The 23,712-nt window shown below is 61.7% G+C and carries 25 protein-coding genes; 12 read left to right on the forward strand and 13 right to left on the reverse strand.

Annotated elements, in window-relative coordinates; translation table 11 throughout:
• The first annotated feature begins 4 nt into the window (after nucleotides 1-4).
• From A3722_RS09230 to A3722_RS09240, 3 genes are all read left to right on the forward strand, one after another.
• Nucleotides 5-682: an orotate phosphoribosyltransferase gene (locus A3722_RS09230; RefSeq protein ID WP_067629114.1), complete on the forward strand. Its 678-nt coding sequence runs from the start codon at nucleotides 5-7 to the stop codon at nucleotides 680-682.
• 151 nt (nucleotides 683-833) lie between these two features.
• Nucleotides 834-2,333 (forward strand): replicative DNA helicase, encoded by a 1,500-nt coding sequence (locus A3722_RS09235; RefSeq protein WP_067629172.1) that lies wholly within the window; start codon nucleotides 834-836, stop codon nucleotides 2,331-2,333.
• A 175-nt stretch (nucleotides 2,334-2,508) separates the two neighbouring features.
• Nucleotides 2,509-2,964 (forward strand): DsrE family protein, encoded by a 456-nt coding sequence (locus A3722_RS09240; protein WP_067629116.1) that lies wholly within the window; start codon nucleotides 2,509-2,511, stop codon nucleotides 2,962-2,964.
• A 48-nt stretch (nucleotides 2,965-3,012) separates the two neighbouring features.
• On the opposite strand, the gene A3722_RS09245 is transcribed toward A3722_RS09240, so the two are convergent.
• Both A3722_RS09245 and A3722_RS09250 read right to left on the reverse strand, forming a co-directional pair.
• The gene (locus tag A3722_RS09245) at nucleotides 3,013-4,320 is read right to left on the reverse strand and encodes an alpha/beta hydrolase family protein (RefSeq protein ID WP_067629118.1); all 1,308 of its coding nucleotides are present in this window, start codon (nucleotides 4,318-4,320) and stop codon (nucleotides 3,013-3,015) included.
• Nucleotides 4,321-4,420: 100 nt separating this feature from the next.
• Nucleotides 4,421-5,146 (reverse strand): sterol desaturase family protein, encoded by a 726-nt coding sequence (locus A3722_RS09250; RefSeq protein ID WP_067629121.1) that lies wholly within the window; start codon nucleotides 5,144-5,146, stop codon nucleotides 4,421-4,423.
• Between the two features lie 129 nt (nucleotides 5,147-5,275).
• Between A3722_RS09250 and alr the strand changes: the two genes are divergently transcribed.
• From alr to purF, 5 genes are all read left to right on the forward strand, one after another.
• Entirely contained in the window at nucleotides 5,276-6,319 is a 1,044-nt protein-coding gene (gene alr, locus A3722_RS09255; RefSeq protein WP_067629123.1) for an alanine racemase, read from the forward strand.
• A 280-nt stretch (nucleotides 6,320-6,599) separates the two neighbouring features.
• Nucleotides 6,600-7,397 carry a DNA repair protein gene (locus A3722_RS09260; protein ID WP_067629125.1) on the forward strand — a complete coding sequence of 266 codons (798 nt, stop codon included), beginning with the start codon at nucleotides 6,600-6,602 and terminating at the stop codon, nucleotides 7,395-7,397.
• A gap of 104 nt (nucleotides 7,398-7,501) precedes the next feature.
• Nucleotides 7,502-8,869 carry a DNA repair protein RadA gene (gene radA / locus A3722_RS09265; RefSeq protein ID WP_067629128.1) on the forward strand — a complete coding sequence of 456 codons (1,368 nt, stop codon included), beginning with the start codon at nucleotides 7,502-7,504 and terminating at the stop codon, nucleotides 8,867-8,869.
• A 29-nt stretch (nucleotides 8,870-8,898) separates the two neighbouring features.
• On the forward strand, nucleotides 8,899-9,453 hold the full coding sequence (locus A3722_RS09270) for a CvpA family protein (RefSeq protein WP_067629130.1): 555 nt from the start codon (nucleotides 8,899-8,901) through the stop codon (nucleotides 9,451-9,453).
• A 241-nt stretch (nucleotides 9,454-9,694) separates the two neighbouring features.
• Entirely contained in the window at nucleotides 9,695-11,179 is a 1,485-nt protein-coding gene (purF, locus tag A3722_RS09275) for an amidophosphoribosyltransferase (protein ID WP_067629132.1), read from the forward strand.
• An 88-nt stretch (nucleotides 11,180-11,267) separates the two neighbouring features.
• Here the strand turns inward: purF and A3722_RS09280 are convergent, their stop codons facing one another.
• Nucleotides 11,268-11,537, reverse strand: coding sequence for a hypothetical protein (locus A3722_RS09280; RefSeq protein WP_067629134.1), 270 nt, complete (start codon nucleotides 11,535-11,537; stop codon nucleotides 11,268-11,270).
• 286 nt (nucleotides 11,538-11,823) lie between these two features.
• Between A3722_RS09280 and infC the strand changes: the two genes are divergently transcribed.
• Nucleotides 11,824-12,285, forward strand: a complete 462-nt coding sequence (gene infC / locus A3722_RS09285; RefSeq protein WP_236627379.1) for a translation initiation factor IF-3 — start codon at nucleotides 11,824-11,826, stop codon at nucleotides 12,283-12,285.
• Between the two features lie 111 nt (nucleotides 12,286-12,396).
• Here the strand turns inward: infC and A3722_RS09290 are convergent, their stop codons facing one another.
• From A3722_RS09290 to A3722_RS09315, 6 genes are all read right to left on the reverse strand, one after another.
• Nucleotides 12,397-14,325: an OmpA family protein gene (locus tag A3722_RS09290; protein ID WP_067629138.1), complete on the reverse strand. Its 1,929-nt coding sequence runs from the start codon at nucleotides 14,323-14,325 to the stop codon at nucleotides 12,397-12,399.
• A 162-nt stretch (nucleotides 14,326-14,487) separates the two neighbouring features.
• On the reverse strand, nucleotides 14,488-15,276 hold the full coding sequence (locus A3722_RS09295; RefSeq protein WP_067629140.1) for an FAD binding domain-containing protein: 789 nt from the start codon (nucleotides 15,274-15,276) through the stop codon (nucleotides 14,488-14,490).
• A gap of 70 nt (nucleotides 15,277-15,346) precedes the next feature.
• Nucleotides 15,347-17,722 (reverse strand): xanthine dehydrogenase family protein molybdopterin-binding subunit, encoded by a 2,376-nt coding sequence (locus A3722_RS09300; protein WP_067629142.1) that lies wholly within the window; start codon nucleotides 17,720-17,722, stop codon nucleotides 15,347-15,349.
• A 118-nt stretch (nucleotides 17,723-17,840) separates the two neighbouring features.
• On the reverse strand, nucleotides 17,841-18,326 hold the full coding sequence (locus tag A3722_RS09305) for a (2Fe-2S)-binding protein (RefSeq protein WP_067629144.1): 486 nt from the start codon (nucleotides 18,324-18,326) through the stop codon (nucleotides 17,841-17,843).
• Nucleotides 18,327-18,412: 86 nt separating this feature from the next.
• Nucleotides 18,413-19,414: a molybdopterin-binding protein gene (locus A3722_RS09310; RefSeq protein WP_067629146.1), complete on the reverse strand. Its 1,002-nt coding sequence runs from the start codon at nucleotides 19,412-19,414 to the stop codon at nucleotides 18,413-18,415.
• The gene (locus A3722_RS09315; protein ID WP_067629148.1) at nucleotides 19,411-20,370 is read right to left on the reverse strand and encodes an XdhC family protein; all 960 of its coding nucleotides are present in this window, start codon (nucleotides 20,368-20,370) and stop codon (nucleotides 19,411-19,413) included. Before A3722_RS09315 ends, A3722_RS09310 begins: the two co-directional genes overlap by 4 nt.
• 144 nt (nucleotides 20,371-20,514) lie before the next feature.
• Between A3722_RS09315 and A3722_RS09320 the strand changes: the two genes are divergently transcribed.
• Genes A3722_RS09320 through grxD form a run of 3 tightly spaced genes read left to right on the forward strand, consistent with a single transcriptional unit; the run spans nucleotide 20,515 to nucleotide 21,462 of the window.
• Complete coding sequence (locus A3722_RS09320) at nucleotides 20,515-20,751, forward strand: BolA family protein (RefSeq protein WP_067629149.1); 237 nt, start codon at nucleotides 20,515-20,517, stop codon at nucleotides 20,749-20,751.
• Nucleotides 20,752-20,753: 2 nt separating this feature from the next.
• Nucleotides 20,754-21,098, forward strand: coding sequence for a hypothetical protein (locus A3722_RS09325; protein WP_082849428.1), 345 nt, complete (start codon nucleotides 20,754-20,756; stop codon nucleotides 21,096-21,098).
• 1 nt (nucleotide 21,099) lies between these two features.
• The gene (gene grxD / locus A3722_RS09330; RefSeq protein ID WP_067629150.1) at nucleotides 21,100-21,462 is read left to right on the forward strand and encodes a Grx4 family monothiol glutaredoxin; all 363 of its coding nucleotides are present in this window, start codon (nucleotides 21,100-21,102) and stop codon (nucleotides 21,460-21,462) included.
• 175 nt (nucleotides 21,463-21,637) lie between these two features.
• On the opposite strand, the gene rpiB is transcribed toward grxD, so the two are convergent.
• The 4 genes from rpiB to A3722_RS09350 all read right to left on the reverse strand — a co-directional run bounded on the left by rpiB (nucleotide 21,638) and on the right by A3722_RS09350 (nucleotide 23,444).
• Nucleotides 21,638-22,087, reverse strand: a complete 450-nt coding sequence (gene rpiB, locus A3722_RS09335) for a ribose 5-phosphate isomerase B (protein ID WP_067629151.1) — start codon at nucleotides 22,085-22,087, stop codon at nucleotides 21,638-21,640.
• Nucleotides 22,088-22,189: 102 nt separating this feature from the next.
• Nucleotides 22,190-22,525, reverse strand: coding sequence for an MliC family protein (locus A3722_RS09340; RefSeq protein ID WP_082849429.1), 336 nt, complete (start codon nucleotides 22,523-22,525; stop codon nucleotides 22,190-22,192).
• On the reverse strand, nucleotides 22,522-22,914 hold the full coding sequence (locus A3722_RS09345; protein WP_067629152.1) for a cell division protein ZapA: 393 nt from the start codon (nucleotides 22,912-22,914) through the stop codon (nucleotides 22,522-22,524). Before A3722_RS09345 ends, A3722_RS09340 begins: the two co-directional genes overlap by 4 nt.
• Nucleotides 22,914-23,444, reverse strand: a complete 531-nt coding sequence (locus A3722_RS09350) for a hypothetical protein (RefSeq protein WP_067629153.1) — start codon at nucleotides 23,442-23,444, stop codon at nucleotides 22,914-22,916. The genes A3722_RS09345 and A3722_RS09350 overlap by 1 nt, the downstream gene beginning before the upstream one ends.
• Nucleotides 23,445-23,712: the final 268 nt, after the last annotated feature.

Here is a 23,712-nt window from a genome sequence, read left to right on the forward strand (position 1 = left end):
TGCCATGATCCCCACCAGCCACCCCAGCCCCGAAGAAATGGCCCGCCTAACCGCGCGCATGTTGCTGGAGATCGGCGCGGTGCATTTCAACGCGGATGACCCCTTCACGCTGGCCTCCGGCCTGCCCAGCCCGACTTACATCGACTGCCGCAAGCTGATCTCCCACCCGCGCATCCGTTCGACGCTGATGGATTTCTTGACCGTCACCGTGATGCGCAACGCGGGGTTTGAGGCCTTTGACAACATCGCCGGTGGCGAGACGGCGGGCATCCCTTTCGCCGCGATGGTCGCCGAGCGTATGGCGCTGCCGATGACCTATGTCCGCAAAAAGCCCAAAGGCTACGGTCGCAACGCGCGGATCGAAGGTGACATGACCGAAGGCCAGCGCGTGCTGCTGGTTGAGGATCTGACCACGGATGGCGGCTCAAAGCTCAGCTTTGTCGACGCGATTCGGGAAACCGGGGCGACTTGCGCCCACACGGCAGTGATCTTTCACTACGGCATTTTCCCGCAGACTGAAAAGACCCTTGGCGACCATGGCGTTACGCTCCACGCGCTTTGTACTTGGTGGGATGTACTGGCTGAAGCCCGCGCCCAAAACGCCTTCGATACGGCCACGCTGACAGAAGTCGAAGCCTTCTTGAACGCCCCGCGTGAGTGGCAGGAATCCCGCAAAAGATAAGCGTTTTTCCGCAAGATGTTGACCCAAAGCCCCACCACAAGGCAAAATGTGGTGGGGCCTTTTTGTTGATAAAGATATCCACAAAAGATACAATTTGCGCCGGACGACCCCACTGGCTATGACGACCATCTGGGTAGAAATGGGTGAGGTCATGAACGAAATTACATCGCTGAACGCGAACCAATTGGCCGTGCAGGCACCGGAATCGATGCCGCATTCGATCGAGGCCGAGCAGCAGTTGCTGGGCGCGATCCTCACCAACAACGACGTATATGACCGCGTGGCCTCTGTCATTGGCCCCAAGCATTTCTACGAGCCAGTCCACGCGCGCATCTTCGACATCGCCTCCCAGCGGATCGCCAAGAACAACCTCGCCTCTCCGGTCACGCTCAAAGCCTTTATGGAGGACGATGAGGGGCTGAAAGAACTCGGCGGCCCGGCCTATCTCGCCCGTCTTGCGGGGGCTGCGATCAGCGCTTTTGCGGTGCGCGACTACGCGCAGATGATCTATGACCTCGCCGTACGCCGCGACCTGATCCAACTTGGCCGCGACATTTCTGCTAAGGCCGCGCAGGTCGATGTCGCCTCCGAGCCGCGCGAGCAGATCGTCGAGGCCGAGCAAGAACTCTACAAGCTGGCCGAACAGGGTCAGGTCGAAAGCGGTTTCCAGTCTTTTCTCAAGGCCGTGACAGATGCGGTCAACGTGGCCAATGCCGCCTACCAGCGCGACGGGGGTCTTTCAGGCGTCTCCACCGGGCTGATCGACATGGACAAGAAACTGGGCGGTCTGCACCGCTCTGACCTTCTGATCCTTGCGGGCCGTCCGTCGATGGGGAAAACCTCGCTTGCGACCAACATCGCCTTCAACGTGGCCAAAGCCTACAAACGCGGGATGAAGCCCGACGGCACCGAAGGCGCGGTCGACGGCGGCGTGGTGGGCTTCTACAGCCTTGAGATGAGCGCCGAACAGCTTGCCGCGCGGATCCTGTCGGAAGCCGCCGAGATCCCCAGCCAACAGATCCGTTCGGGCGACATGACCGAGACAGAGTTCCGCCGCTTCGTCGATGCCGCCAAGGCATTGGAAGCCTGCCCGCTGTTCATCGACGACACGCCCGCCCTGCCGATCAGCCAGCTTGCCGCCCGCGCGCGGCGCCTCAAGCGGACGCACGGGCTTGATGTATTGATAATCGACTACCTGCAGCTGGTGCGCGGCACCGGCAAATCCGAAAACCGGGTGAACGAGATTTCGGAAATCACCATGGGTCTCAAGGCCATCGCCAAGGAACTCGACATTCCGGTGATCGCCCTGTCCCAGCTTTCTCGTCAGGTGGAAAGCCGCGACGATAAACGCCCCCAGCTGTCGGACCTGCGTGAATCGGGCTCGATCGAGCAGGACGCCGATGTGGTGATGTTCGTCTACCGCGAGGAATACTACAAAGAACGCGAAAAACCGGGCGATCATGAGCTCGACAAAATGGCGGTCTGGCAAGAAGAGATGGAGCGCCTGCACGGCCGCGCCGAGGTGGTCATCGGCAAGCAGCGTCACGGGCCGATCGGCACGGTGGACCTCAGCTTTGAGGGCCGGTTTACCCGTTTTGGCAACCTTGTGCAGCCTTGGCAGCAGGGTGGCGGCGACGAACAGGAATTTTGATCCTCCTCGGCTGAAGGCATCGCTTTTTGCGGGCGGTGACCCTCAGCCGATCGCGCCCATCCCCATCGAATTCACAGTCTTGAATAAATGATTTGGATTGCCCCCCATTGCCGTTAGGCTAGATGGGCGGTTCTGCGCATCGCGCCAGTACCGTCACTCACCTTGGGAGGACCAAATGACCAATATCATCCGCGCGATCTGTCTGATGCTCGCCACCAGCTTTGCCTTCGCGCTCCACGCCGAAGAGACCGAGCGTTTCGGCAAGCAGAAAGTCGTCTATCACATCAACTATAACGGCGGCGAAGGCTCCAAAGCGCATCTGGGGGCCATGCGCAACATTCAGAACCACATCAATGCCGTCGGGGCCGAGAATATCGACGTGAAGGTCGTGCTGCATGGCAATGGGCTGAGCCTCTTGGCCGATGCCAAGGGCAACGACAAGATGCAGACAACCGTATCATCGCTCAAAGGGCAGAACGTCAGCTTTCACGTCTGCAACAACACCCTGCGCGGCCGCGAGATCAGCTATGAGGATGATCTCTATGATGTGTGGGAGGAAGACATCGTGCCCTCCGGCGTGGCGGAACTGTCGCGCCTGCAACAGATGGGCTACACCTACATCAAACCTTGAACCCTACCGCCCGGGAGGGGGGAACACTCCCCCCGGGCGTTCGTTTTGTCACTCTCCCGCTGCGCGGGTCTCATACATCAGCCCCTTGGCGCTGCCTTGGGCGAAACCCTTCCAATAGCTGTGGTCGTCCTTTTTGGTCCCGTCGTCTTCGACAGACCAGACGCCAGCGTTGGAATCCTCTACCAGATCAAGGTAGCCCCCCTTCTCGGCATCATTCTTCAGATGGCTATCCATCCATGCGGTCACGAAATGCTGGGCGATATTGTTCATCCGCGCCGTGTCCCAAACCGCATCGGTGTAATGTTCTGAAATGTTGAACCCTTTGTCCTCGCTGAAGTAATAGGACTCCGTGGGCGCGGGCATCGGCGCGCCGGCGTTATGGCCTGCGTTCATATAGGTCAGCAGCGCACGGTCGACGTTTGAGGTGTTTTGCCAGATGGCGCGAATGCCGTCTTCGTAAAGCGATGTGTCATCCTGCGATCCGGCGATAAAGAGCATCGGGATCTGCACACCCGCCAGACCTTCGGCATCCCAAAAGCCCCGGTTCATGCCCCAAGGGCCAAAGGCCACGGCCGTCTTGATGCGCGGATCAGGCAGCGCGTCGTGGGTGTCTGACCCGGCCTGATGAATGCCCAATGTGCCATGCGGCCCACCCCATGTGTAGCCTACAGAAGCCTCGGTCACGCCGCCGCCTGCGGTGATAATCGCGCCATAGCCGCCCATGGAATAGCCGATCAACCCGGTGTTCTCGGCGTCATAAAGCCCTGCAAAATCGCCACCCTCCGCGGCTTTTTGCGCCATCTGCTCCAGCACAAAGAGTTGGTCCAGCGAGCGGTTCACCAGCGTCGAGCCAAAGGCCGCCTGCGTGCGGTAGGTGCTGTCGGTGTGGTCGATGGAGGCCACGACATAGCCCTTGGAGGCGAGGTTCTCGGCCAGATGCGACAGCAGATAGCGGTTGCCCGGATAGCCGTGGCTGATCAGGACCAGCGGAAAGGTCTCGCCCGAGGCCGGATCGACATCGCGCATCGCCTGTCCCTGCAACGTGACCTCGGTGGTGCCGTCGCGCAGATAGGCTTTGAAGGCGGTTTCGCCCTGCGCGCCCTCGGCGGCAGGGTAATACATCTCAACGGTCAAAGGCCGGTCATAGCGCGGCATCTCATCGGGCTTATCGGCGGCCGGGTCGATGGCGAGTATGTCGATCTGATCGGGGTTGACCATCTCAAGCGTGCGCACGCCCACCGCGTGGTCGCCATAGGCCGCGAGCTCGGGCGCGTTCGGCAATTGTCGGTCGATCCGATTCTCCGCCTGCGCCGCCCCTGCGGTAAGGCTGGCGGCAAGCAGGGCCGTGGTGGTCATATGTCTATGCATGGTTCGTCCTCCCTTGGATAGGCCCGAGCCTACCTGCGTTGCGGAGGCAAGCAAGCGCCCTACCCGTGACGTTACGGAAGTTTCACATTCACCCCCGCGCGGCGCGGGCCACTTCGACCTCGGAAAGCCCATGTTTCCCGGCGAATTTAGCGCGGGCGGCCAACAGCCTTGGGTCATCGGGTTTCATGCCCAAGGTGCGGATAAAGGCGATGCGCTGCTGCTGTTTCAAGGCTTCGGTGTCGATATCCGTGCCCATGGCGCGGTCGATAATCTCTCCGCCGGGGCTGACATGGAACCACTTGTTGAAGTCGCGGAAATGATGCTGGTTGTGCAGCCGCGTGACATGTCGCTCGACCGCCGTTTTGGGGACCGTCAGATGCGCCGTCATGTGGAACCACTCATAGCCCAGAAAGGTCAGTACCCCGCCAAGGGGCACAATTGCCGTGGCGATCCAAACAGCCGCTTCAAACCCCAGCAGCGCCGCAAAGCTCCAAACCAAAAGAAAATTCCCCACCAGCATCGGCAAAGCGACCCAAAGCGGCACAAAGAACAGCCCGTGATTGGTGGGAAAATCATGGTGCCCGTAATGCGCGCGGTAGAGCAGATCAAAGGCCCATTGCCGTTTCGGCGGATCAAGGTGAAAGACATGCCGGTGCAGGTTGTATTCATTGAGCATCTGCGCCGCGATCCCCAGCGGCACCAGCGCCCAGCACCACAGCGGCGCCCCCCAGAGCATCGCGCCAACGGCAACCACACAGGCCAGCGCCATGAGCATTACCCCCGCGTGGCCAAACATGATCCTGATCCGTGACATCCGCCTGACCTCCCCATCCTGCGCATCCGGTAGGCAAAAGTGTAACAAATCCCCCTCGCCCCTGTCGCGCATGACGTTAGGTGCGCTTGGCCGCTTGACCTCCCCCCGCATTCTGGCCCACATCCGCGCATGAGCAAAGCAACCCTGACCATCGACCTGCAAGCCATCGCCGACAACTGGCGCGCCCTTGACCGCATGACGGAGGCCGAGACCGGCGCGGTCGTCAAAGCCGACTGTTATGGGTTGGGCGCAGCCCGCGTGGCGACAGCCTTGGCCGAGGCTGGCGCGCGGCAGTTCTTTGTGGCCTTGGCCGAAGAAGGCGTAGCACTGCGGCAGGCTTTGGGCGAAGGCCCGGTGATCAACGTCTTTTCCGGCCACATGGCAGGCGACGCCGAGGCAATTGCCGGTGCCGCCTTGACGCCGATGGTCAACTCGACCGAGCAGCTTTTGCGCCAGCTTGAGACCCTGCCCGGCCATGGCTTTGGCATCCAACTCGACAGCGGCATGAACCGGCTGGGGATGGAGCCTGCGGAATGGGCGGCCCTGCGCGACATCGCACTCAGCCAGAACCCCTCGCTGATCATGTCGCATCTGGCCTGCTCAGACGAACCGGGACACGAGATGAACGACGCGCAGCTGCGCAGCTTTCACGAGATGACCCAAGGGATCGACGTGCCCCGCTCGCTCTCTGCCACGGGGGGCATCCTGCTGGGCTCCGATTATCACTTCGATGTGACGCGGCCCGGGATTGGCCTTTATGGCGGGCGGCCCTTCACCGATGCGCGGCCTGTGGTCACCCTCGATGTGCCGGTGATCCAAACCCGCAACGTCACCCCGGGAGAGACTGTGGGATATGGCAACACATGGACGGCAGAGAGCACGGTGAAGCTCGCCACCGTCGCTGCGGGCTACGCCGACGGGCTCCAGCGCGCCATGGGAAATGCAGTCGGCGCGGCCTCATTCCAACATGACGGCATTTCGCTGCCGATTGTCGGGCGCGTGTCGATGGATCTGATCACGGTGGATGTCTCTACGTTGGATGAAGTCCCCGCGACTTTGCAATTGCTGGGGCCAAAGCAGGGTGTCGATGATCTGGCGGATTGGGCCGGGACGATCGGCTACGAAATGCTCACCTCGCTCGGGGCGAGATACGCGCGGACCTACGCCGAATAGATCGGCGATTTTCCCCCATCTCTTATTGGCTGGGCACCAAGGCGGCGCCGTTTAGCGTGGCTATTTTCCCACAGGTCTATCCCCGCCCGTCTCGGCCTTTCACGCGATAAATCCCCCCAATCACTGCAAAAAGTTTACGAAAAACCTGAGGTTGTGCCATAATGTCGGCAAAACTGCGTTAAATCCTCAGCATAATTCCGCACTGAATGGGAACCAAGAAGGATAAAGAGGCGTTGGTCGGCAGAAACTTGCTTAGTAGCTCTTCCAGGGGGGAGAAAGTATGTCCCAGCTTCGTTCATTCGCCTACCTCATCCAATTCGCCTTTCAAAGGCTTGCCGTTGTGGTCTTTGCCCTCGCGGCCCTTGCCCTCACCGTAGCCAGCATCATGGCCGGGATCGGCCTTTGGGATTGGATCAGCCTTGACCTTCGATATGGCGGTGAGCCTGTTGAAAACGCCGGGATGTACGCCCAGCTAACCTTGACCGCTCTTGCCGTGGGCCTGTGTTTTTTCCTGCCCACCAACCGTCGCGTCATGCAGCTTGAAACCTCGCACCGCCAGTTCAATGTTGGCATGCAGGACGTGGCCCGCGCCTATGGCGCCGTGCACGCCGCCGACCGTGCGGAAACCTTTCAGATGAGTTCGGAATTTGATTCGGTGCGCGAACGTCTGGCCTATCTGCGCGATCACCCCGACCTCAGCACGCTGGAACCCGCTGTGCTGGAAATGGCCGCACAGATGAGCCACGTGGCCCGCGATCTGGCCGAAGTTTACTCGGATGAGAAACTGGCCCGTGCACGCAGCTTCTTGAAACAGCGCCAAGAAGAGGTCGAGTTGTTCAACAGCCGTCTGGATCAGGCCAAAGCCATCTCGACAGAGATGAAACATTGGCTGCACGAGGTCGAACTCGAAGAGAGCGTCGCCGTGGCCCAGCTTGAGCGCTTGCGTGACGAGATGCGTGAGATCATGCCGGAACTTGGCCTTGAGCGTGTGGTGCAGACTGAAGCCCCCGAGCGCCAGCCGGAGCCGACATCGCTCGACAATATCGTGATCGATCTGCCTCCCAAAGCTGCCGAATAGCACCGGCGGCAGCATCCGGCCCATTGGGTTCCCCCCCGGGATCATCACCCAAGGGCCGGATGCTTTTCCTTTGACGCCATCCGGCACCTGCGCGAAAAGGGCCCATGGCTAAAACCTCCTCAAGTTTTTCTTGCACCGAATGCGGCGCAAAACATTCCAAATGGTCCGGGCGCTGTGACGCCTGTGGCGCTTGGAATTCGATCGTCGAAGACAAGGGCATCTCCGCAGGCCCGCCCAGCAAATCCTTGGGCGCACGGCGCGGCTCTGCCATTGAACTCACCGACCTTGCCACCCAAGAAACCCCGCCACCGCGCGCGCAATCCGGTATTGCCGAGTTGGACCGCGTTCTGGGCGGCGGCTTGGTGCCCGCCTCGGCGATCCTTGTTGGCGGCGATCCGGGCATCGGCAAATCTACCCTTCTGCTTCAAGCTGCCGCGCATTTTGCGAATTCGGGTCTAAAGACGATTTACGTCAGTGGAGAGGAAGCCAGCGCGCAGGTCCGCATGCGCGCCCAACGGCTGGGCCTTTCCGAAGCGCCGGTCAAACTGGCCGCGGAAACCAATCTGCGCGATATCCTCACCACACTGGAAGCCGAACGGCCACAGCTTGCCATCATCGATTCCATTCAAACCATGTGGGCCGATAACGTTGAAAGCGCGCCGGGCTCGGTCAGTCAGGTGCGCGCCGCGGCGCATGAGTTGACCAGTTTCGCCAAACGGCGCGGGGTTGCCGTGATCCTCGTTGGCCACGTCACCAAAGAAGGCCAGATCGCAGGCCCGCGGGTGGTGGAGCATATGGTCGACACCGTGCTTTATTTCGAAGGCGAACGGGGCCACCAATTCCGCATCCTGCGCGCGGTCAAAAACCGTTTTGGCCCGGCGGATGAAATCGGCGTGTTCGAGATGACGGGCGGCGGTCTGTCTGAGGTCCTAAACCCCTCGGCGTTGTTTTTGTCGGAGCGCGGCCAACCCTCCCCCGGGTCGGTGGTCTTTGCGGGCATCGAAGGCACGCGCCCTGTCTTGGTCGAGCTTCAGGCGCTCGTTGCCCCCTCGCCCCATTCCCAAGCGCGCCGCACCGTGGTGGGGTGGGATTCGGGCCGCTTGGCGATGATCCTCGCGGTGTTGGAGGCGCGCTGCGGGATTCCTTTTGCGGGGCTGGATGTCTATCTCAATGTGGCCGGCGGCATGAAAATCTCAGAGCCTGCCGCCGATCTGGCCGTGGCAGCCGCGATCCTTTCGGCCCGAGAAGACGCGGCCCTGCCCGCCGAAACCGTTGTTTTCGGGGAAATCAGCCTGTCCGGTGCGCTGCGCCCCGCCAGCCAGACGGAAAACAGGTTGAAAGAGGCGCAAAAACTTGGTTTTACGAGCGCTATTGCACCGCGCGGCGGGAAAGCCGTGGGTGCGACCGGAATTGCGCTGAATACGATGAGCGATCTGACCGGATTTGTTGGCGAAATTTTCGGGGCGGGCTGATCCCCCGTTAGACGAGGGCGAGAACGCGCATGGACGGTTTTACCATTATTGACGGGGTGGTCGCGGTGGTCATCGTGCTATCGGCACTGCTGGCCTATGGCCGCGGGCTGGTGCGCGAGCTGATGGCGATTGTCGGCTGGATTGCAGCGGCAGTACTGGCCTTTCTCTTTGCGCCGCAGGTTGAGCCGCTGGTGCGTGAGCTGCCCTATGTTGGCGAATTCCTTGCCGACAGTTGCGAATTGTCGGTGATCGGTGCATTCGCATTGGTCTTTGCCGCCGCGTTGATCGTGGTCTCACTTTTCACCCCGCTGTTCTCTTCGTTGGTGCATCGTTCGATGCTGGGCGGCCTTGATCAAGGGCTTGGTTTTATTTTCGGCGTCGTGCGCGGCGTGCTTTTGGTGGCGATTGCCTTCTTCGTTTACGACACCGTGATCACGGGTGAGCGCACGACAATGGTCGAAAACAGCCGCTCCGCTGCTGTATTCTCGCGCTTTACCGGCCAGATCGAAGAAAAAGACCCGCAAGAAGCGCTTGGTTGGATCACCAACCGTTATGAGGCGCTCGTCGGGAAATGTAGCGCCTAAAGCCTTCACAAACTTTTAACACTATCGTTTTAGACAGGCGGCCAGAACAACGGGCCGCCTGTTTTGCGTTTGGCATATCCGAGACTGGCAGGTGCACCCGCTGCCCAGTTCTCGACCCCTTGGCACGCTTTATCGCGCCTGTCGCTCCTCGCGGGCGACATGCGGGGTGACAGTCGGGTGCGAAGCCCCTACATAGGCACCGACCCCACCCGGATTCGGAGTTGCCCCGTTGTCCAAGCTCATGCCACCCGCCCATCCCTTTGACACATCCTACCTGCGCGACAGCGGAGATGAGGATAAACTGAAGGAGGAATGCGGCGTTTTCGGCGTGGTTGGCGTTGCTGATGCCGCCACTTTCGTGGCCCTTGGCCTCCACGCCCTCCAGCACCGCGGACAAGAAGCAGGCGGCATCGTCAGCTATGATCCCGAAGCTGGTTTCCAATCGGCCCGCCGCTTTGGCTATGTCCGTGATAACTTCACCTCGCAGGATATCATGCAGACCCTGCCCGGCGAATTGTCCATCGGCCATGTGCGCTATTCCACGTCCGGCAACAAAGGCCCCACCGCGATCCGCGATGTGCAGCCTTTCTTTGGCGAGTTTGCCATGGGCGGTGCCGCAATTGCGCATAACGGCAACATCACCAATGCCAACGCGCTGCGCCGCGAGTTGATCGAGCGCGGTTCGATCTTTCAGTCTTCCTCGGACAGTGAGTGCATCATTCACCTGATGGCGCGGTCGTTGCAGCGCAACATCCCCGAACGCATGGAAGATGCCCTGCGCCGGGTCGAAGGGGCCTTTTCTGTCGTGGCAATGACGCGCACCAAGTTGATTGGCGTGCGCGATCCGCTGGGGGTTCGCCCGCTGGTTCTGGGCCGTGTCGGCGATGGCTGGGCGCTGAGCTCTGAAACCTGCGCGCTTGACATCATCGGCGCCGAATTCGTGCGCGAGATCGAGCCGGGCGAGATGGTCGTGATCACTGAGAAAGGCGTCGAAAGCCACTTCCCCTTCCGGCGCGTCGCCTCGCGTTTCTGCATTTTTGAGCACGTGTATTTCAGCCGCCCCGACAGCATCCTCGGCGGTCGCTCGGTCTATGAAACACGCGAGAATATTGGCCGTGAACTGGCCAAGGAAAGCCCGGTTGACGCCGATCTCGTCTGCCCCGTGCCCGACAGTGGCACCCCGGCAGCGATTGGTTTCAGTCTTGAATCCGGCATTCCCTACGCGATGGGCATCATCCGCAACCAATATATGGGCCGGACCTTCATCGAGCCGACAGAGCAGATCCGCAACATGGGTGTGCGTCTCAAGCTCAACGTCAACCGTGCGCTTATCAAGGGCAAGCGGGTGATCTTGGTCGACGACTCCGTGGTGCGCGGCACGACCTCGCGCAAGATCAAAGAGATGATCCTCGACGCTGGCGCCGCCGAGGTTCACTTCCGCATCGCCTCCCCGCCCACGGCTTGGCCTTGTTTCTACGGCGTCGACACCCCGCAGCGCGAAAAGCTGCTGGCGGCGACCATGTCCGAGGATGAGATGCGCGATCACCTACAGGTCGACAGCCTCAAGTTCATCTCGCTCGACGGTCTGTACCGCGCGGTGGGCGAAGCCGAAGGCCGCAAGGCCGAGTGCCCGCAGTATTGCGACGCCTGCTTCTCGGGCGACTACCCGGTTACCCCTGCCGATCAGGTCAAGGAAGGGTTCCAGATGAAGCCCGCCGCCGAATAACCTGCCAAGCGGACTGCACCAAAGCAAAGGCCGCGCCCGGAACCCCGGGCGCGGCCTTGTTTTTTGCCACCCTCGCGGGATCGCTTGATTAGTTCTGCGCCGCAGGCTCGGCCGCATCATTGGCGCTGTCCGTCGCATCATCCACGGCGTCGCTGATCGCCTCTCCGGCGGCGTCGACCGTGTCGGTGATCGCCTCTGCCGCGTCTTCGGCGGCGTTGGTCACATCCTCGGCCACCTCTGGCGCATTGATCGCCTCAGAGGCTTCGATGGCCACTTCCTGCGGCCCTTTGCCGGTGAAAAGCATATAGCCCGCCAGCGCAATCAACGCCGCCACGACCAACCAGACCAGATTCTTCATTCCATTCCCCTTAATCTACGCCCCGCGACGTTAGAGATTACCCCCGGGGCCGCATAGCCGTCAATTGCGCCACATTCGCCCCAGATCAAGGGTAAATCGCCGCAAAGCCCACGCATAGCGCGATTTTGCGGCTTGAAGATGCCCCCCTGCGGGTTTACCTTGCATTCTCGAATTAGGTAACAATCAAAGGACCATCACCATCGCTCGCAGACCTCATAACGCGCCGCCCCAACGTGACACCGGCCCGCGCGTCAACGACAAGATCCGCTCCAATGAAATCCGCCTGATCGGGGCGGACGGCGAAAACGTCGGCGTTGTGACGCCTCAGCGTGCCATGGAAATGGCCGATGAAGCTGGGCTCGACCTTGTCGAAATTTCGCCCAATGCCAAGCCGCCCGTGTGCAAGATCATGGATTTCGGCAAGTTCAAATATGAACAGCAAAAGCGCGAGAGCGAAGCCCGCAAGAAACAGAAGATCATCGAGATCAAAGAGGTAAAGTTCCGTCCCAATACGGATACGAACGACTACGATGTGAAGATGCGTAACGTCTTCAAGTTTCTCGAAAATGGCGACAAGGTGAAGGTCACCCTACGGTTCCGTGGCCGTGAGATGGCGCACCAGAACCTGGGTCGTGAGCTTTTGGAGCGCGTTGCTGCGGATACCAAAGACATCGGCCGGGTTGAGAACTTCCCCAAGATGGAAGGCCGCCAGATGGTCATGGTGATCGGGCCCCTGCCCAACAAGTGATCCGCTCTATGTCGGGTCCGCACGGCGGGCCCGATTGATCAACTTACAGCCCATAACGCAAAACGCCCCCGGATCGCTCTGGGGGCGTTTTCATTTTAGGGGTAGGTCTGCTTAACGCAGCAGACCGGTAATATTCCTCACGACCGCACGGCGGTTCGCAGGTTCCGCTGACGTCGTCGGCACGCGCAGCTGGCTTTCGCCGTAGCCCTGCGTGATCAGGTTGGCAGGCGGTACATCGAAGTACTCCGTTAGAGCCAGTGCAACGGTCTCTGCACGGCGGTCCGACAGGGCGAGGTTGTAGCTCGCATCGCCAACCGCATCCGTATGCCCTTCGACAAGGATCACGGTGCGCGGATCCTTTTGGATCAGGTCACGCAGTGTGGTGCCGATATTGGCAAGCGAACGGGCCTGCTCGGGCTGGATCGCAGCAGAGCCTGTGGGGAAGCGCACAGCGTCCAGTTCCAACTGCGGCGCGAGAGAGCGCACCTCACGGATTTCGCGCACCTGACGCAGGGAGAATGTCCGCCCCTGGTCGTTGCGCAATTCCGTTTGCAGTGCCTGACGCAGCGCCGCTTCGTCTTGCGTGCTGGCGCGCTGAGCCTGCTGGGTTTCCTGAACCTGCGGCAGGTCGTTCACCACAACTTCGCGCTCTTCGACAAGGTCATCAACGAGCACGTACTCGCGGCCCTGTGCGTCAAAGTTGGTGCGGCGCAGCACGGTACCATCGCGCGAACGAATGGTCTCGACCCGGCTGCCATCGTTCTTGGTCACGATGGTACGGGTGGAGCCGTCGTCAAAGGTCTGCGTTTGCACTTCATCGCCGGGGCGACGCAGCAGCGCATTGTCGTCCTTCAGAACACGCAACTCACCAGTATCGTCCTGAACAACCACACGGTCACCGGAACGGCTGACGATCTTTTCACCGTTGTTCAGCACCGACCCCACGGCCACGGCGCCAAGGCCAAGCAGCAAGGCTTTCTCGAAGTCCGACAGACCGCTGTCGTCATCGTTTGAGGCCGCTGCTTCGGCTTCGCCAGCGGCGGTCACTTTGGTGTCGAAATCTTCGTCCGAGGTACGCACGTCCTCTTCGGTGACTTCTTCGGTTACTACTTCTGCTTCCGCATCGCTTTCGGCAGCAGCGGCAGCCGCAGCTGCGGCGGCCTCACGCTCGGCACGGCGTTCCTCGCGACGCTCTTCGCGGCGCTCGGCACGGCGGGCTTCGCGGCGCTCTTCACGGGCTTGGATCTGCTCTTCGGTCAGACCAGCGTTGTCTTCTTCGCCCACCGCTTCGCCGCTCATTTCGGCTTCGGTTTCGGCATCCTGCGCGGTAGTGGCAGTAGCATCGTCATTCTGGACCGCTTCTGCTTCGGTCGCAGTTTCGGCCTCCAACTCGCTTTCGGTGGTTTCTACGGGCTCGGTGGTCTCGGCCGCTGTATCAGCAGTTGCTTCGGCTTCTGCAGTGGTTTCGGCCTCAACTTCCGCGTCCTGCATGGTCTCGGCTTCGACTTCAGCCTCTTGCTCGACGACGGGTTCGGCTTCGACCTCTTGCTCAACCTCTGCTTCTGCTTCCGCTTCGGCCTCTACCTCTTCGTCAACTTCGGCTTCAGCAGTCGCCTCGGCCTCGGCTTCCGACGCAGCTTCGGCGGCAGCTTCAGCTTGCGCCTCTTCGGCATCAGCCGCTTCGTCGGCCTGTTCAACCGCGCTGTCTACAGCGGCAGCGGCGGCATCGCCAGTGGACTCAACCGCATCGGCAGCTTGGTCCAAGACAGAACCGGGTTCCGCTTCGGCCTCGGTTTCAACTTCAGCTTCCGCTTCGGCTTCCACTTCCGCCGAAGCTTCCGCATCAGCGCTCAGCCCGGCGATGACGCGCAACTCTTCGGCGTTCTCTACCGTTTGATCGTCAAATGCGCAGGGAAACTCTGTCGCTTCGCCCACGGGGCCGCATTCGGCCAGATTCTGCTCCTGAGCGAAAGCGCCATGCGGGAAGGCCAATGCAAGGCTCAGACCCAGCGAAGTCGTAGATCTCAGTAGGTTTTTCATGTTCACGTCCTCATTATTACGGGAACGCCGTTCGGGCAGCGCTTGTCACCCAACGCATAATGGGGGCGCTGGTTCCGCTATCCAATATCAATACCTTATCCCATGAAAATACCGCGCCCCCATCCGGGGACGCGGCAAAGGTTTACAAAGTGTTATCGACTATCAGGCGATGGCTGCGACAGCGCGGCGGGTCATCACGCCGCAAAGATGCGCGCGGTAGGCGCCGCTGCCGTGCAGATCACTGATCATATCATCCGAACCGAGGGTGAGCCCCTCTAAGGCACCAGCCTCAAACCGGCCAGACAAAGCGGCTTCGGCCTCCGTCCAGCGGAAGACACCATCATTCGACGCGCCGGTGATCGCCACGCGCACCCCATCACCGAACCGGGCGACATAGGCCGCGACCAGCGGAAAGCGTGAGGCGGGTTGGATGAACTTCTCGTAATGCGCGGCCTGCGGAATGGGAAAGCGCACGCCGGTCACGATCTCCCCTTCTTCCAAGGCGGTGGTGAACATGCCCTGAAAATAGTCATCCGCCGCAATTTCGCGCCGGTCGGTTTCAATCGTCGCCCCGCTGGCCAAGGCCCCGGCGGGATAGCAGGCAGAGGGATCATTATTGGCAAGCGATCCGCCGATCGTGCCGCGGTTGCGCACCGCCGGGTCACCGATCCGCGCGGCGAGGCTGGCCAAGGCGGGATAGCTCTCCGCGGCCTCGCGCATGACGGTCGCGTGGGTCGTGCCGCCGCCAATCCAAAGCGCGCCATCGCGCATTTCCACGCCTTTCAACGCATCAATCCCCGCCAGCGACACCAGAACCGAGGGCATCGCCAGCCGCGCCTTCAGCGTGGGGATCAGCGTCTGCCCCCCGCTCAGCGGTTGCGCGTCTTCCTGCCCCAAGGCTTTGACCGCATCCGCCACGCTGCTGGGGCGCTCTACTTCGAATTCATACATCTTTCATCCTTCCCAGAGGCCGCAAAGCGTCGCCTCTTTGTCCAATACACTTTTCAGTAGGCCAAGGCGCTCAGCCATTCATCGCCTCCCAAACCCGCGCGGGGCTCACCGGCATGTCGATATGGCCGATGTCCTTGCCGCCCGAGCGCATGGCGTCGAGGACCGCGTTTACCACGGCAGGCGGCGAGCCAATCGCCCCCGCCTCCCCGCAGCCTTTGACGCCCAAGGGGTTGTGGGTGCAGGGCGTCTGGCAGGAATGATCCACGTCATAGAACGGCAGATCGCTGGCGCGGGGCATGGCGTAATCCATGTAAGACGCGCTGAGCAATTGGCCGTCTTCGTCATAGGCGCAGTTCTCCAACAAAGCCTGACCGATCCCTTGGGCCAAGCCGCCATGCACTTGGCCGGTAACGATCATCGGGTTCACCACATTGCCAAAGTCATCGGCAGCTGTGAACCGCTCAACGATGACATGGCCGGTTTCGGGATCAAGCTCGACCTCGCAGGCATAGGCCCCCGCCGGATAGGTAAAGTTTGACGGGTCATAAAAGGCGGTTTCCTCAAGACCCGGTTCGATCTCCTCTAGCGGATAGTTATGCGGCACGTAAGCCGCGAGCGTAACATCGCCCCAAGCCACGGATTTGTCTGTGCCCGCGACGCTGAAGGCCCCATCCTTCAACTCGATATCCCCTTCCGACGCTTCGAGCAGGTGGCTGGCGATCTTTTTGGCCTTGGCGATGATCTTTTCCGTCGCGCGCACCATGGCACTGCCGCCCACAGCCAGCGAGCGTGAGCCATAGGTGCCCATGCCCATCGGTGTGCGCGCCGTGTCGCCATGGACGATCTCGACCATATTCTCATCAATGCCAATCATATCGGCCACCACTTGCGCAAAAGAGGTCTCATGCCCCTGCCCGTGGCTGTGGCTGCCGGTCATGACAACCAGCCCGCCGGTCGCGTTCACCCGCACCGTGGCGCTTTCATACAGGCCCGCACGTGCACCCAGTTGGCCGACAAGGTTCGACGGCGCGATGCCGCAAGCCTCGATATAGCAGTTCACGCCGAAACCGCGCAGCTTGCCTTTGGCTTCGCTTTCCTTGCGACGGGCTTCGAAACCGGCGTGGTCGGCAATCTCCTCTAGCTTGTCCATCGTGGCGTTGTAGTCGCCCGTGTCATATTCCACTGCCACCGGCGTGGCATAGGGAAACTCCGTCACGAAGTTCTGGCGGCGCAGTTTGATCGGGTCGACCTTCAACTCATGCGCGGCCTTGTCGATCAGACGCTCCAATTGATAGGTCGCCTCGGGCCGTCCGGCCCCGCGATAGGCATCTACTGGCACGGTATTGGTAAAGACCGCCTTAACGTTCACATAGATCAGCGGCGTTTTGTAGTTCCCCGCCATTAGCGTGCCATGCAGCCACGTCGGCACCGAGGGCGCAAAGGTCGACAGATAGGCCCCCATATTGGCGTAGGTATCGGTGCGCAGGGCGGTGAAATTGTTGTCGGCATCCAGCGCCAGTTCGATCTTGGTCACATGGTCCCGGCCATGGGCATCCGACATGAAAGCCTCCGACCGGCTGGAGGTCCATTTCACCGGACGCCCCACCGCCTTGGCGGCAAAGGTGCAAAAGGCTTCTTCTTGGTAGTGGAAAATCTTGGTGCCGAAACCGCCGCCCACATCCGGGGCCACAACGCGCAGCTTATGCTCGGGGATGCCCAGCACAAAGGCGCCCATCAGCAGGCGGATCACATGCGGGTTCTGGCTGGTGGTATAGAGCGTATAATCGCCAGCCGAGCGGTCGTACTCGCCGATGGCCACGCGCGGCTCCATCGGGTTGGCCACAAGGCGGTTGTTGACCAGTTCCAGCGTGGTGACATGGTGGGCCTCCTCAAAGGCCTTGTTAACCGCGTCTTTGTTTTCCTCAACAAAACCCCAATCGTAGCAGAGGTTGCTGGTCAGATCGTCGTGCACCTTAGGCGCATCGTCTTTGACCCCCTCCTTCATGTTGACCACGGCGGGCAGCTCGTCGATGTCGACCACAATCGCCTCGGCGGCGTCTCGCGCCTGTGCCAAAGTCTCGGCCACCACGGCGGCGATTGGTTCCCCCACATGGCGGACCTTTTCATGGGCCAGCACCGGGTGTTTCGGCTCTTGCATCGGTTGGCCGTGTTTGTCGGTGATCTGCCAGCCACAGGGCATGCCGCCGATTTCGGCAAAATCCGCGCCGGTGAAAATCTTCAGCACGCCGGGCATGTCTTCGGCGGCAGAGGTATCGACCCCCGTCAACCGCCCATGCGCCACGTCCGAGCGCAGGAAAAATACATGGGTCTGGCGGCGCAGGTTGATGTCATCGGTATAGCGCCCCGACCCGGTGAGAAAGCGAATGTCCTCCCGCCGTTTGCTGCTGGCCCCAATTCCGCTGCTCGGTTCAAAATCCTTTGGCATAATGTCCTCCCGTTTGGTGGCGGTGCATGCGCACCTTATCTGTCACGCGGCTCCCCGGCCTTGGCGGTCCTCCCTCCGCCAAGGCCAGTCTGCACAGCGCGACGCAATTTCTGGCGTTTTACTCTGCTGCCAGCGCGCTGACGTCCTGACCACTGGCGGCCATGATCGCTTTGACGATGTTGTGGTAGCCGGTGCAGCGGCAGATATTGCCGTCAAGGTAATGGCGCACCTCGGCCTCGCTTGGCTTGGGGTTGTCCTTGAGTAGGGCAGCCGCCGACATCACCATGCCCGGCGTGCAAAATCCGCATTGCAGCCCGTGGTGATCCTGAAACGCCTGCTGGATGGTGTTGAGCGTGCCATCAGGAGCCGCCTGCCCTTCGATGGTGTCCACCTCGGCGCCATCCGCCTCGATCGCGAACATGGTGCAGGCTTTGACCGCATTGCCATTCACATGGACCACGCAGGCTCCGCATTGGCTGGTATCGCAGCCCACATGGGTGCCGGTGAGTTCGAGATCATCGCGCAGGAATTGCACCAGCAGCGTGCGGCCCTCGACCTCTCCCGACGCCGGTTTGCCGTTCACGGTCATCTTGACCTGTGTCATGTTCTTCCTCCCAGTCTGACGCTTGTTAGAGGCAGTTAAGCACGACAAGCCCTAGTTGAGAACATATATTTTCCGAGGGCTTTTTCTCAGCCGCCGCCTGCGCTTTTGCCGGGGTTTCGCGGCTGCGGGCGGGTCGGAATTTCCTTGAGCAATCCGCCCACCCCCATGCCCGCGATATCCGCGCTGGTGACGGGAATGCCGCAGACCAGCCGCGACAGCACCCAATCCGCGCCGTTGAGCGCAGGCGAGCGGGCGCAGCCCGGCAGGCCAATCACGGCGCGGCCCCCAAGGTGGCCGAGAAAGAGCAAATTGCCGGGGTCCACCGGCATGCCAAAGCGCGTCACGTCGCCCCCCGCGGTGCGCAGGGCCATCGGGGCCACGTCATTGATGTCAGAAGTGGCTGAGGCGGTGAGGATCAGGATCAGATCGGTCTGTGCAGCCGCAATGGCTTCGGCCAGCGGGGCGGTGCGATGGGGAACCGTTGTGGCATCTTTCAGCGTCACGTTCAGGGCCTTCAGCCGCCCCTCTACCGCCGCGCGGCCCTTCTCTCCGGCGCCGCCGGGGACATCGGTGATGATGAGCGTCGCATCGCGCAGGACGGGTGGCGCAAGGCGCAGCGCGCCCTCTCCCGCAGCCGCGCAGGCGGTCGCCACCGCCTCGGCAGGCACGGCGTAGGATATGATCTTGATTGTCGCCACCATGCCGTTCTCGCCCATCTGTTGATGGGGCGGTACCGTGGCCAGCGTGATCATCGGATGCACCGCATTAACCGCCTCCAGCGCCGCGCGGTCCATCACCACCACACCCGGCCCATCGGAAAGCAGGTTTACCCGCCCGGTAAAGGGGTTCGACATCCGAAGACCCGGACCACAGAGCGCTTGGGCCAATTTGGCAGCACCGGCGTTTTCGTCAATGTCGCCGGGGTCGAGCCGGGCGACGATCACCTCTTCGATGCCTGCAGCCGAAAGCGCGTCGATATCGGGCTGCTCCAACACCCGCCCCTTGCGCAGACGCCCCTCTGCAACGGCCACGGAATGCGCCAGCGTCGCGTTAAGGGCATCGCTTAAAGGAACCGGGCCGAACCTCATGACCGACGCAGGCTTTGGATCATCTGAGCAAGGATCGAGACGGCGATTTCGGCGGGGCTTGCCGCACCGATATCAAGCCCGACCGGTCCGTTGATCCGCGCCGCTTGCGTTGCCGCCACGCCCGCCTCCTCCAACCGCGCCAGACGGCTGGCTTGCGTTCGGGTCGAGCCGAGCGCGCCGATATAGAACGCATCCGACCCAAGCGCCACATGCAACGCCGGATCGTCGAGTTTGGGGTCATGGGTCAGCAAAACAACGGCAGAGCGGGCATCAAGGCCAATCTCGCGCAGCGCGGCATCGGGCCAGTCATTCACAAGCCGACAGTCGGGGAAGCGCGCAGGAGAGCCGAAGGCCTCGCGCGGGTCAACGACGATGGGGTCAAACCCAGCCTCGCCCGACATGCGCACCAAATGCTGCGCGATATGCACCGCGCCGACGATCACGAGGCGCAGTGGCGGGTTGTGGATGGCGATGAAACGCCCGCTGTCTTCCTCAACGCCAGACCGGTCCCGGCGGAAACGGTCTTGGTGTCCCTCATGCGACAGGTGGCGGTGGCTGCCATCAAGGGCAACCTCATAGGCCACGGCCTGCCGCGCCGCGCGTTTCGCAACGAGTTCCCGCAGCATCTCTAGGGGTAATGCGTCAGGCCCTACCGGTTCCACCAGCACTTTGATCGTGCCGCCGCAGGCCAATCCCACGGCGAAGGCGTCGCCGTCGCTGACGCCGTATTCCAACAGCCGCGTGCGCCCGTCCTCCAGCGCCTCCAGCGCCTCGACCACCACGGCCCCTTCAACACAGCCGCCAGAGACCGAGCCCATCATCGTGCCGTCACCCGCCACGACCAGTTGCGCGCCCGCGCGCCGCGGGGCGGAGCCCCATGTTTCCACCACCGTGGCCAGTGCCACGGGCTGTCCGGCCTCGGCCCAGTCGAGCGCTTGTTCGGGGATCCGGTCCATCTGTCGTCCTTTCGCCGTGAGGGCGCAGAGTGTGTTGCAACGCGGGCAAAGGTCAATGCCCGATGCGGCCACGGCTTCGCCTTGCACGCAGCGCAGTGCGGCACTACATCTAGGCCAAGATATCACAACACCCGGAGCCACCCCATGCCCATGCAAGCCAGCGAAATCGAAGACCTGATCCGCGCTTCCTTTCCGGACGCCAAGATCACCGTCGAAGGCAATGATGGTGTGCATATGGCGGCGATGGTCGTCGACGAAAGCTTTCGCGGTATGAACCGGGTCCAGCAACAACGCGCCGTTTATGCGGCCCTTAAGGGCAAGATGGACGGATCGAACGGCGATTTGCACGCGCTGGCGCTGACCACACGGACGCCGGACTAACGATGTGGGGCTGGGCCGCAGCGGTTGTTCTGGGCGGGATCGTCGCCACCGCCTATGCCCAACACCGTGCGCGACGCGGGCGGCATGTGCCGCTGGCGCAACGCCAGCCTCCGCGCCCTGAGACCGGCAAAGTGCCGCTGGGAATGGAGGCGCTGGATCTGGATGCCGTGGCCAGCACCGCGCGGCGCAATGAGAGCCTTGAGCGCGGGCAGACGAATTGGACGAAGAAACGGGGCGGTTTCTTTCTCGGCGGGGCCGAGTTGGATGTGAAGCCCTGGGCCGACGATGAAACCTATGCGCGGCGCTATCACGCTGCGTTCAAGAAATCAGATACGAAGGACAAATGACATGAGCGATGCCGCCAACCAGATCAAAGAACAAATCACCAAAAACGACGTGGTTCTGTTTATGAAAGGCACCAAGGAAATGCCGCAGTGCGGTTTCTCCAGCCGCGTGGCCGGGGTGCTGAACTACATGGGCGTTAACTTTGCCGATGTGAACGTGCTGGCCGATGAGGGGCTGCGTCAGGGGATCAAGGATTTCTCTGACTGGCCGACCATCCCGCAGCTTTACGTCAAAGGCGAGTTCGTCGGTGGCTGTGACATCATCACCGAGATGACGCTCTCGGGCGAGTTGGACACGCTCTTTGCCGAGAATGGCGTGACCTTTGATAAGGACGCTGCGGACAAGATCCGCGAAGCCAACGGTTAAAGCGACCACAGGTTAGACGAAAACACCCCGGAGCGGCTTGGCCCTCCGGGGTGTTTTTTTGTCCGGCACCTGCAGGCGCCCCGCGCAGCACCACCAGCGATAGCGCCCTGCAAACTCGGTGTCGAAACCGCCCCGAACGCACCCCAAACGGGCGCGCCCCGGCAGCTCCTTAACCTCAGTCTTCAATCGCCGTGATCATATCGACGCGGCGGCCATGACGCCCGCCTTCAAACTCGGTATCGAGGAAGGCATCCACGATCTCAAGCGCAAGCCCGGCCCCAATCACCCGCGCGCCCATCGACAGCATATTCGCGTCGTTATGAGCCCGGATCATCTTGGCCGAAAAGGTATCGGCACAGACGCCGCAGCGAATGCCCTTGACCTTATTCGCCGCCATCATGATGCCCTGCCCCGTGCCGCAGATCAGGATGCCAAGGTCGAATTCCCCCGCAGCGATGCGTCGTGCGGCGGCTTCGCCGTGTTTGGGGTAATCCGTGCTCTCTGCCGTTGCCGGGCCAATGTCTTCGACCTCAAAACCGCGCTCGGCCACATGGCGCGCGATGTCTTGGCGCAGGGCGATGTCGGCATGGTCGCTTGAGATGATGATGCGGGGTTTCACGGTCATGGGAGAGTGTCCTGATTGTTGCGTCGCAAGAGCCAGCGCCCAAGGGGCACTTTTCGCGCCCCCCAGAGCATATTGCCGCCCGCGCCGCAATCCCGCATGGGGTCAATCTTGCGGCACACAGTCCGTATAGATCGGCGTCACCGCGTCGCTGGCCCCCTCGTGCCAGCCAAGGCGCGCACGGCCCTGATGTTCCCACCATTCATAGGACGACCCATCTGAAGGCCAGCCATATCGCGCGCCAGAGCCGGAGGGCATGGTTTGCAAATGGATCAACCGCCCTTCGACATAGAGCACCGCAACAGCGGGATCGGCATCGGGGACATAGACCACCGGCACCGATACCCCACGGTCACAGAGATAGGTCACGGCGGTGGTCTCGGCCCCCGCGGGCGCGGCCCAGAGCAGCGCGCAGAGGGCCGCCCTGATGCCAGTGCTCATTTTCCAGACTTCTCTTCGATCTCGGCGGCCAGCGCTTCGGCCCGTGCGGCGATCTCGGCCAGCGTGTCTTTGACACCCTGCGGCACGACGGGCACTTCGATACGCTCCGGCTCGATCTTGGTGTTGCGCAGGCTGGTCAACTCGGCCTCACGCTCGGCCAATTCGGCGCGCACTTCGGCGATGCGGTCTTCGACGCTGGCGGTTTTGTCGGCCAAAAGCAGCCCGGCCATCAGCAACATCCGCGCCTCGGGCATGCGGCCCACTTGATCGCTCAGCACACGGGCTTCATCGTCCAGCATTTTTGCGGCGGCGTGCAGATAGCTCTCTTCACCTTCCTGACAGGCGACCTCGAACTGGCGGCCGCCAATGGTGATCCGTATTTCGGGCATCAGTCGGCCCCTCCTGACTTGGGTTCTTCTTCGGCGCGGTCATCCTCGGCGGGCGCCTCGGGTTCGGGCTCGCCGTCTTCGACCAGAGGTGCCAGCGCGGTTAACACGGCGTCAATCTCGGCCATCTCAATGGCGCGGGTGGCGCGCAGGCTTTCCAGTTCGGCAATAACGGCGGTGTCGATCAACTTGGGGTCGGCCAGCCCTTCGGCATTGGCCAAGCGCAGCTGTTCACAGGCCGCCGACAACTGCTCATTCGCCTGGCGCAGACGCTGCACGTCCATATCAAGCTGGGTCACCCGGTCATTGTTGAATTCCATCTGATCGCGCAGGGCGGTCAATTCGTCCTGATGGCTTTCCTTCAGGGTTTTGACCCGGTCGGTCAGCTGAGCGTTGGCTTGCCGCTCGTCTTCCAGCGCCTGCACGATATCCTCATCCGGCTCGGCCGGGGCGGCGTTGAGCTGATCCAGCCCCTTCGCCATCCGGTCCATCGCGGCCGTGATGCGGCGTTGATATTCTTCAAGTTCACTCATCCGCATGAAGTCTCCTCGTTCGTCCTGCTCTATCGGCGGCGTTTTCGCCTGCCGTGCCCCGTGGCGGCGGCCCGTTATGGCTGCCATATTCGGCAGATAGCGCGCAGCCCACGCAATGTCACGCGCGCGAATCGCCCGGATCAGCCGGTTTCCGCAATCCTAGCCAAAGCGCAGGCAAATTGCGCCCCCCCTTTCGTTTCAGCGACTTGAGGCGCAGAGTTCACCTCTGCCCGTGCCGCGCACCGCTTCTGGCGCCCGGTTGTGCTTG

Origin of the sequence: Sulfitobacter sp. HI0027, from assembly GCF_001634775.1 — a bacterium.
GTDB lineage: Bacteria > Pseudomonadota > Alphaproteobacteria > Rhodobacterales > Rhodobacteraceae > Sulfitobacter.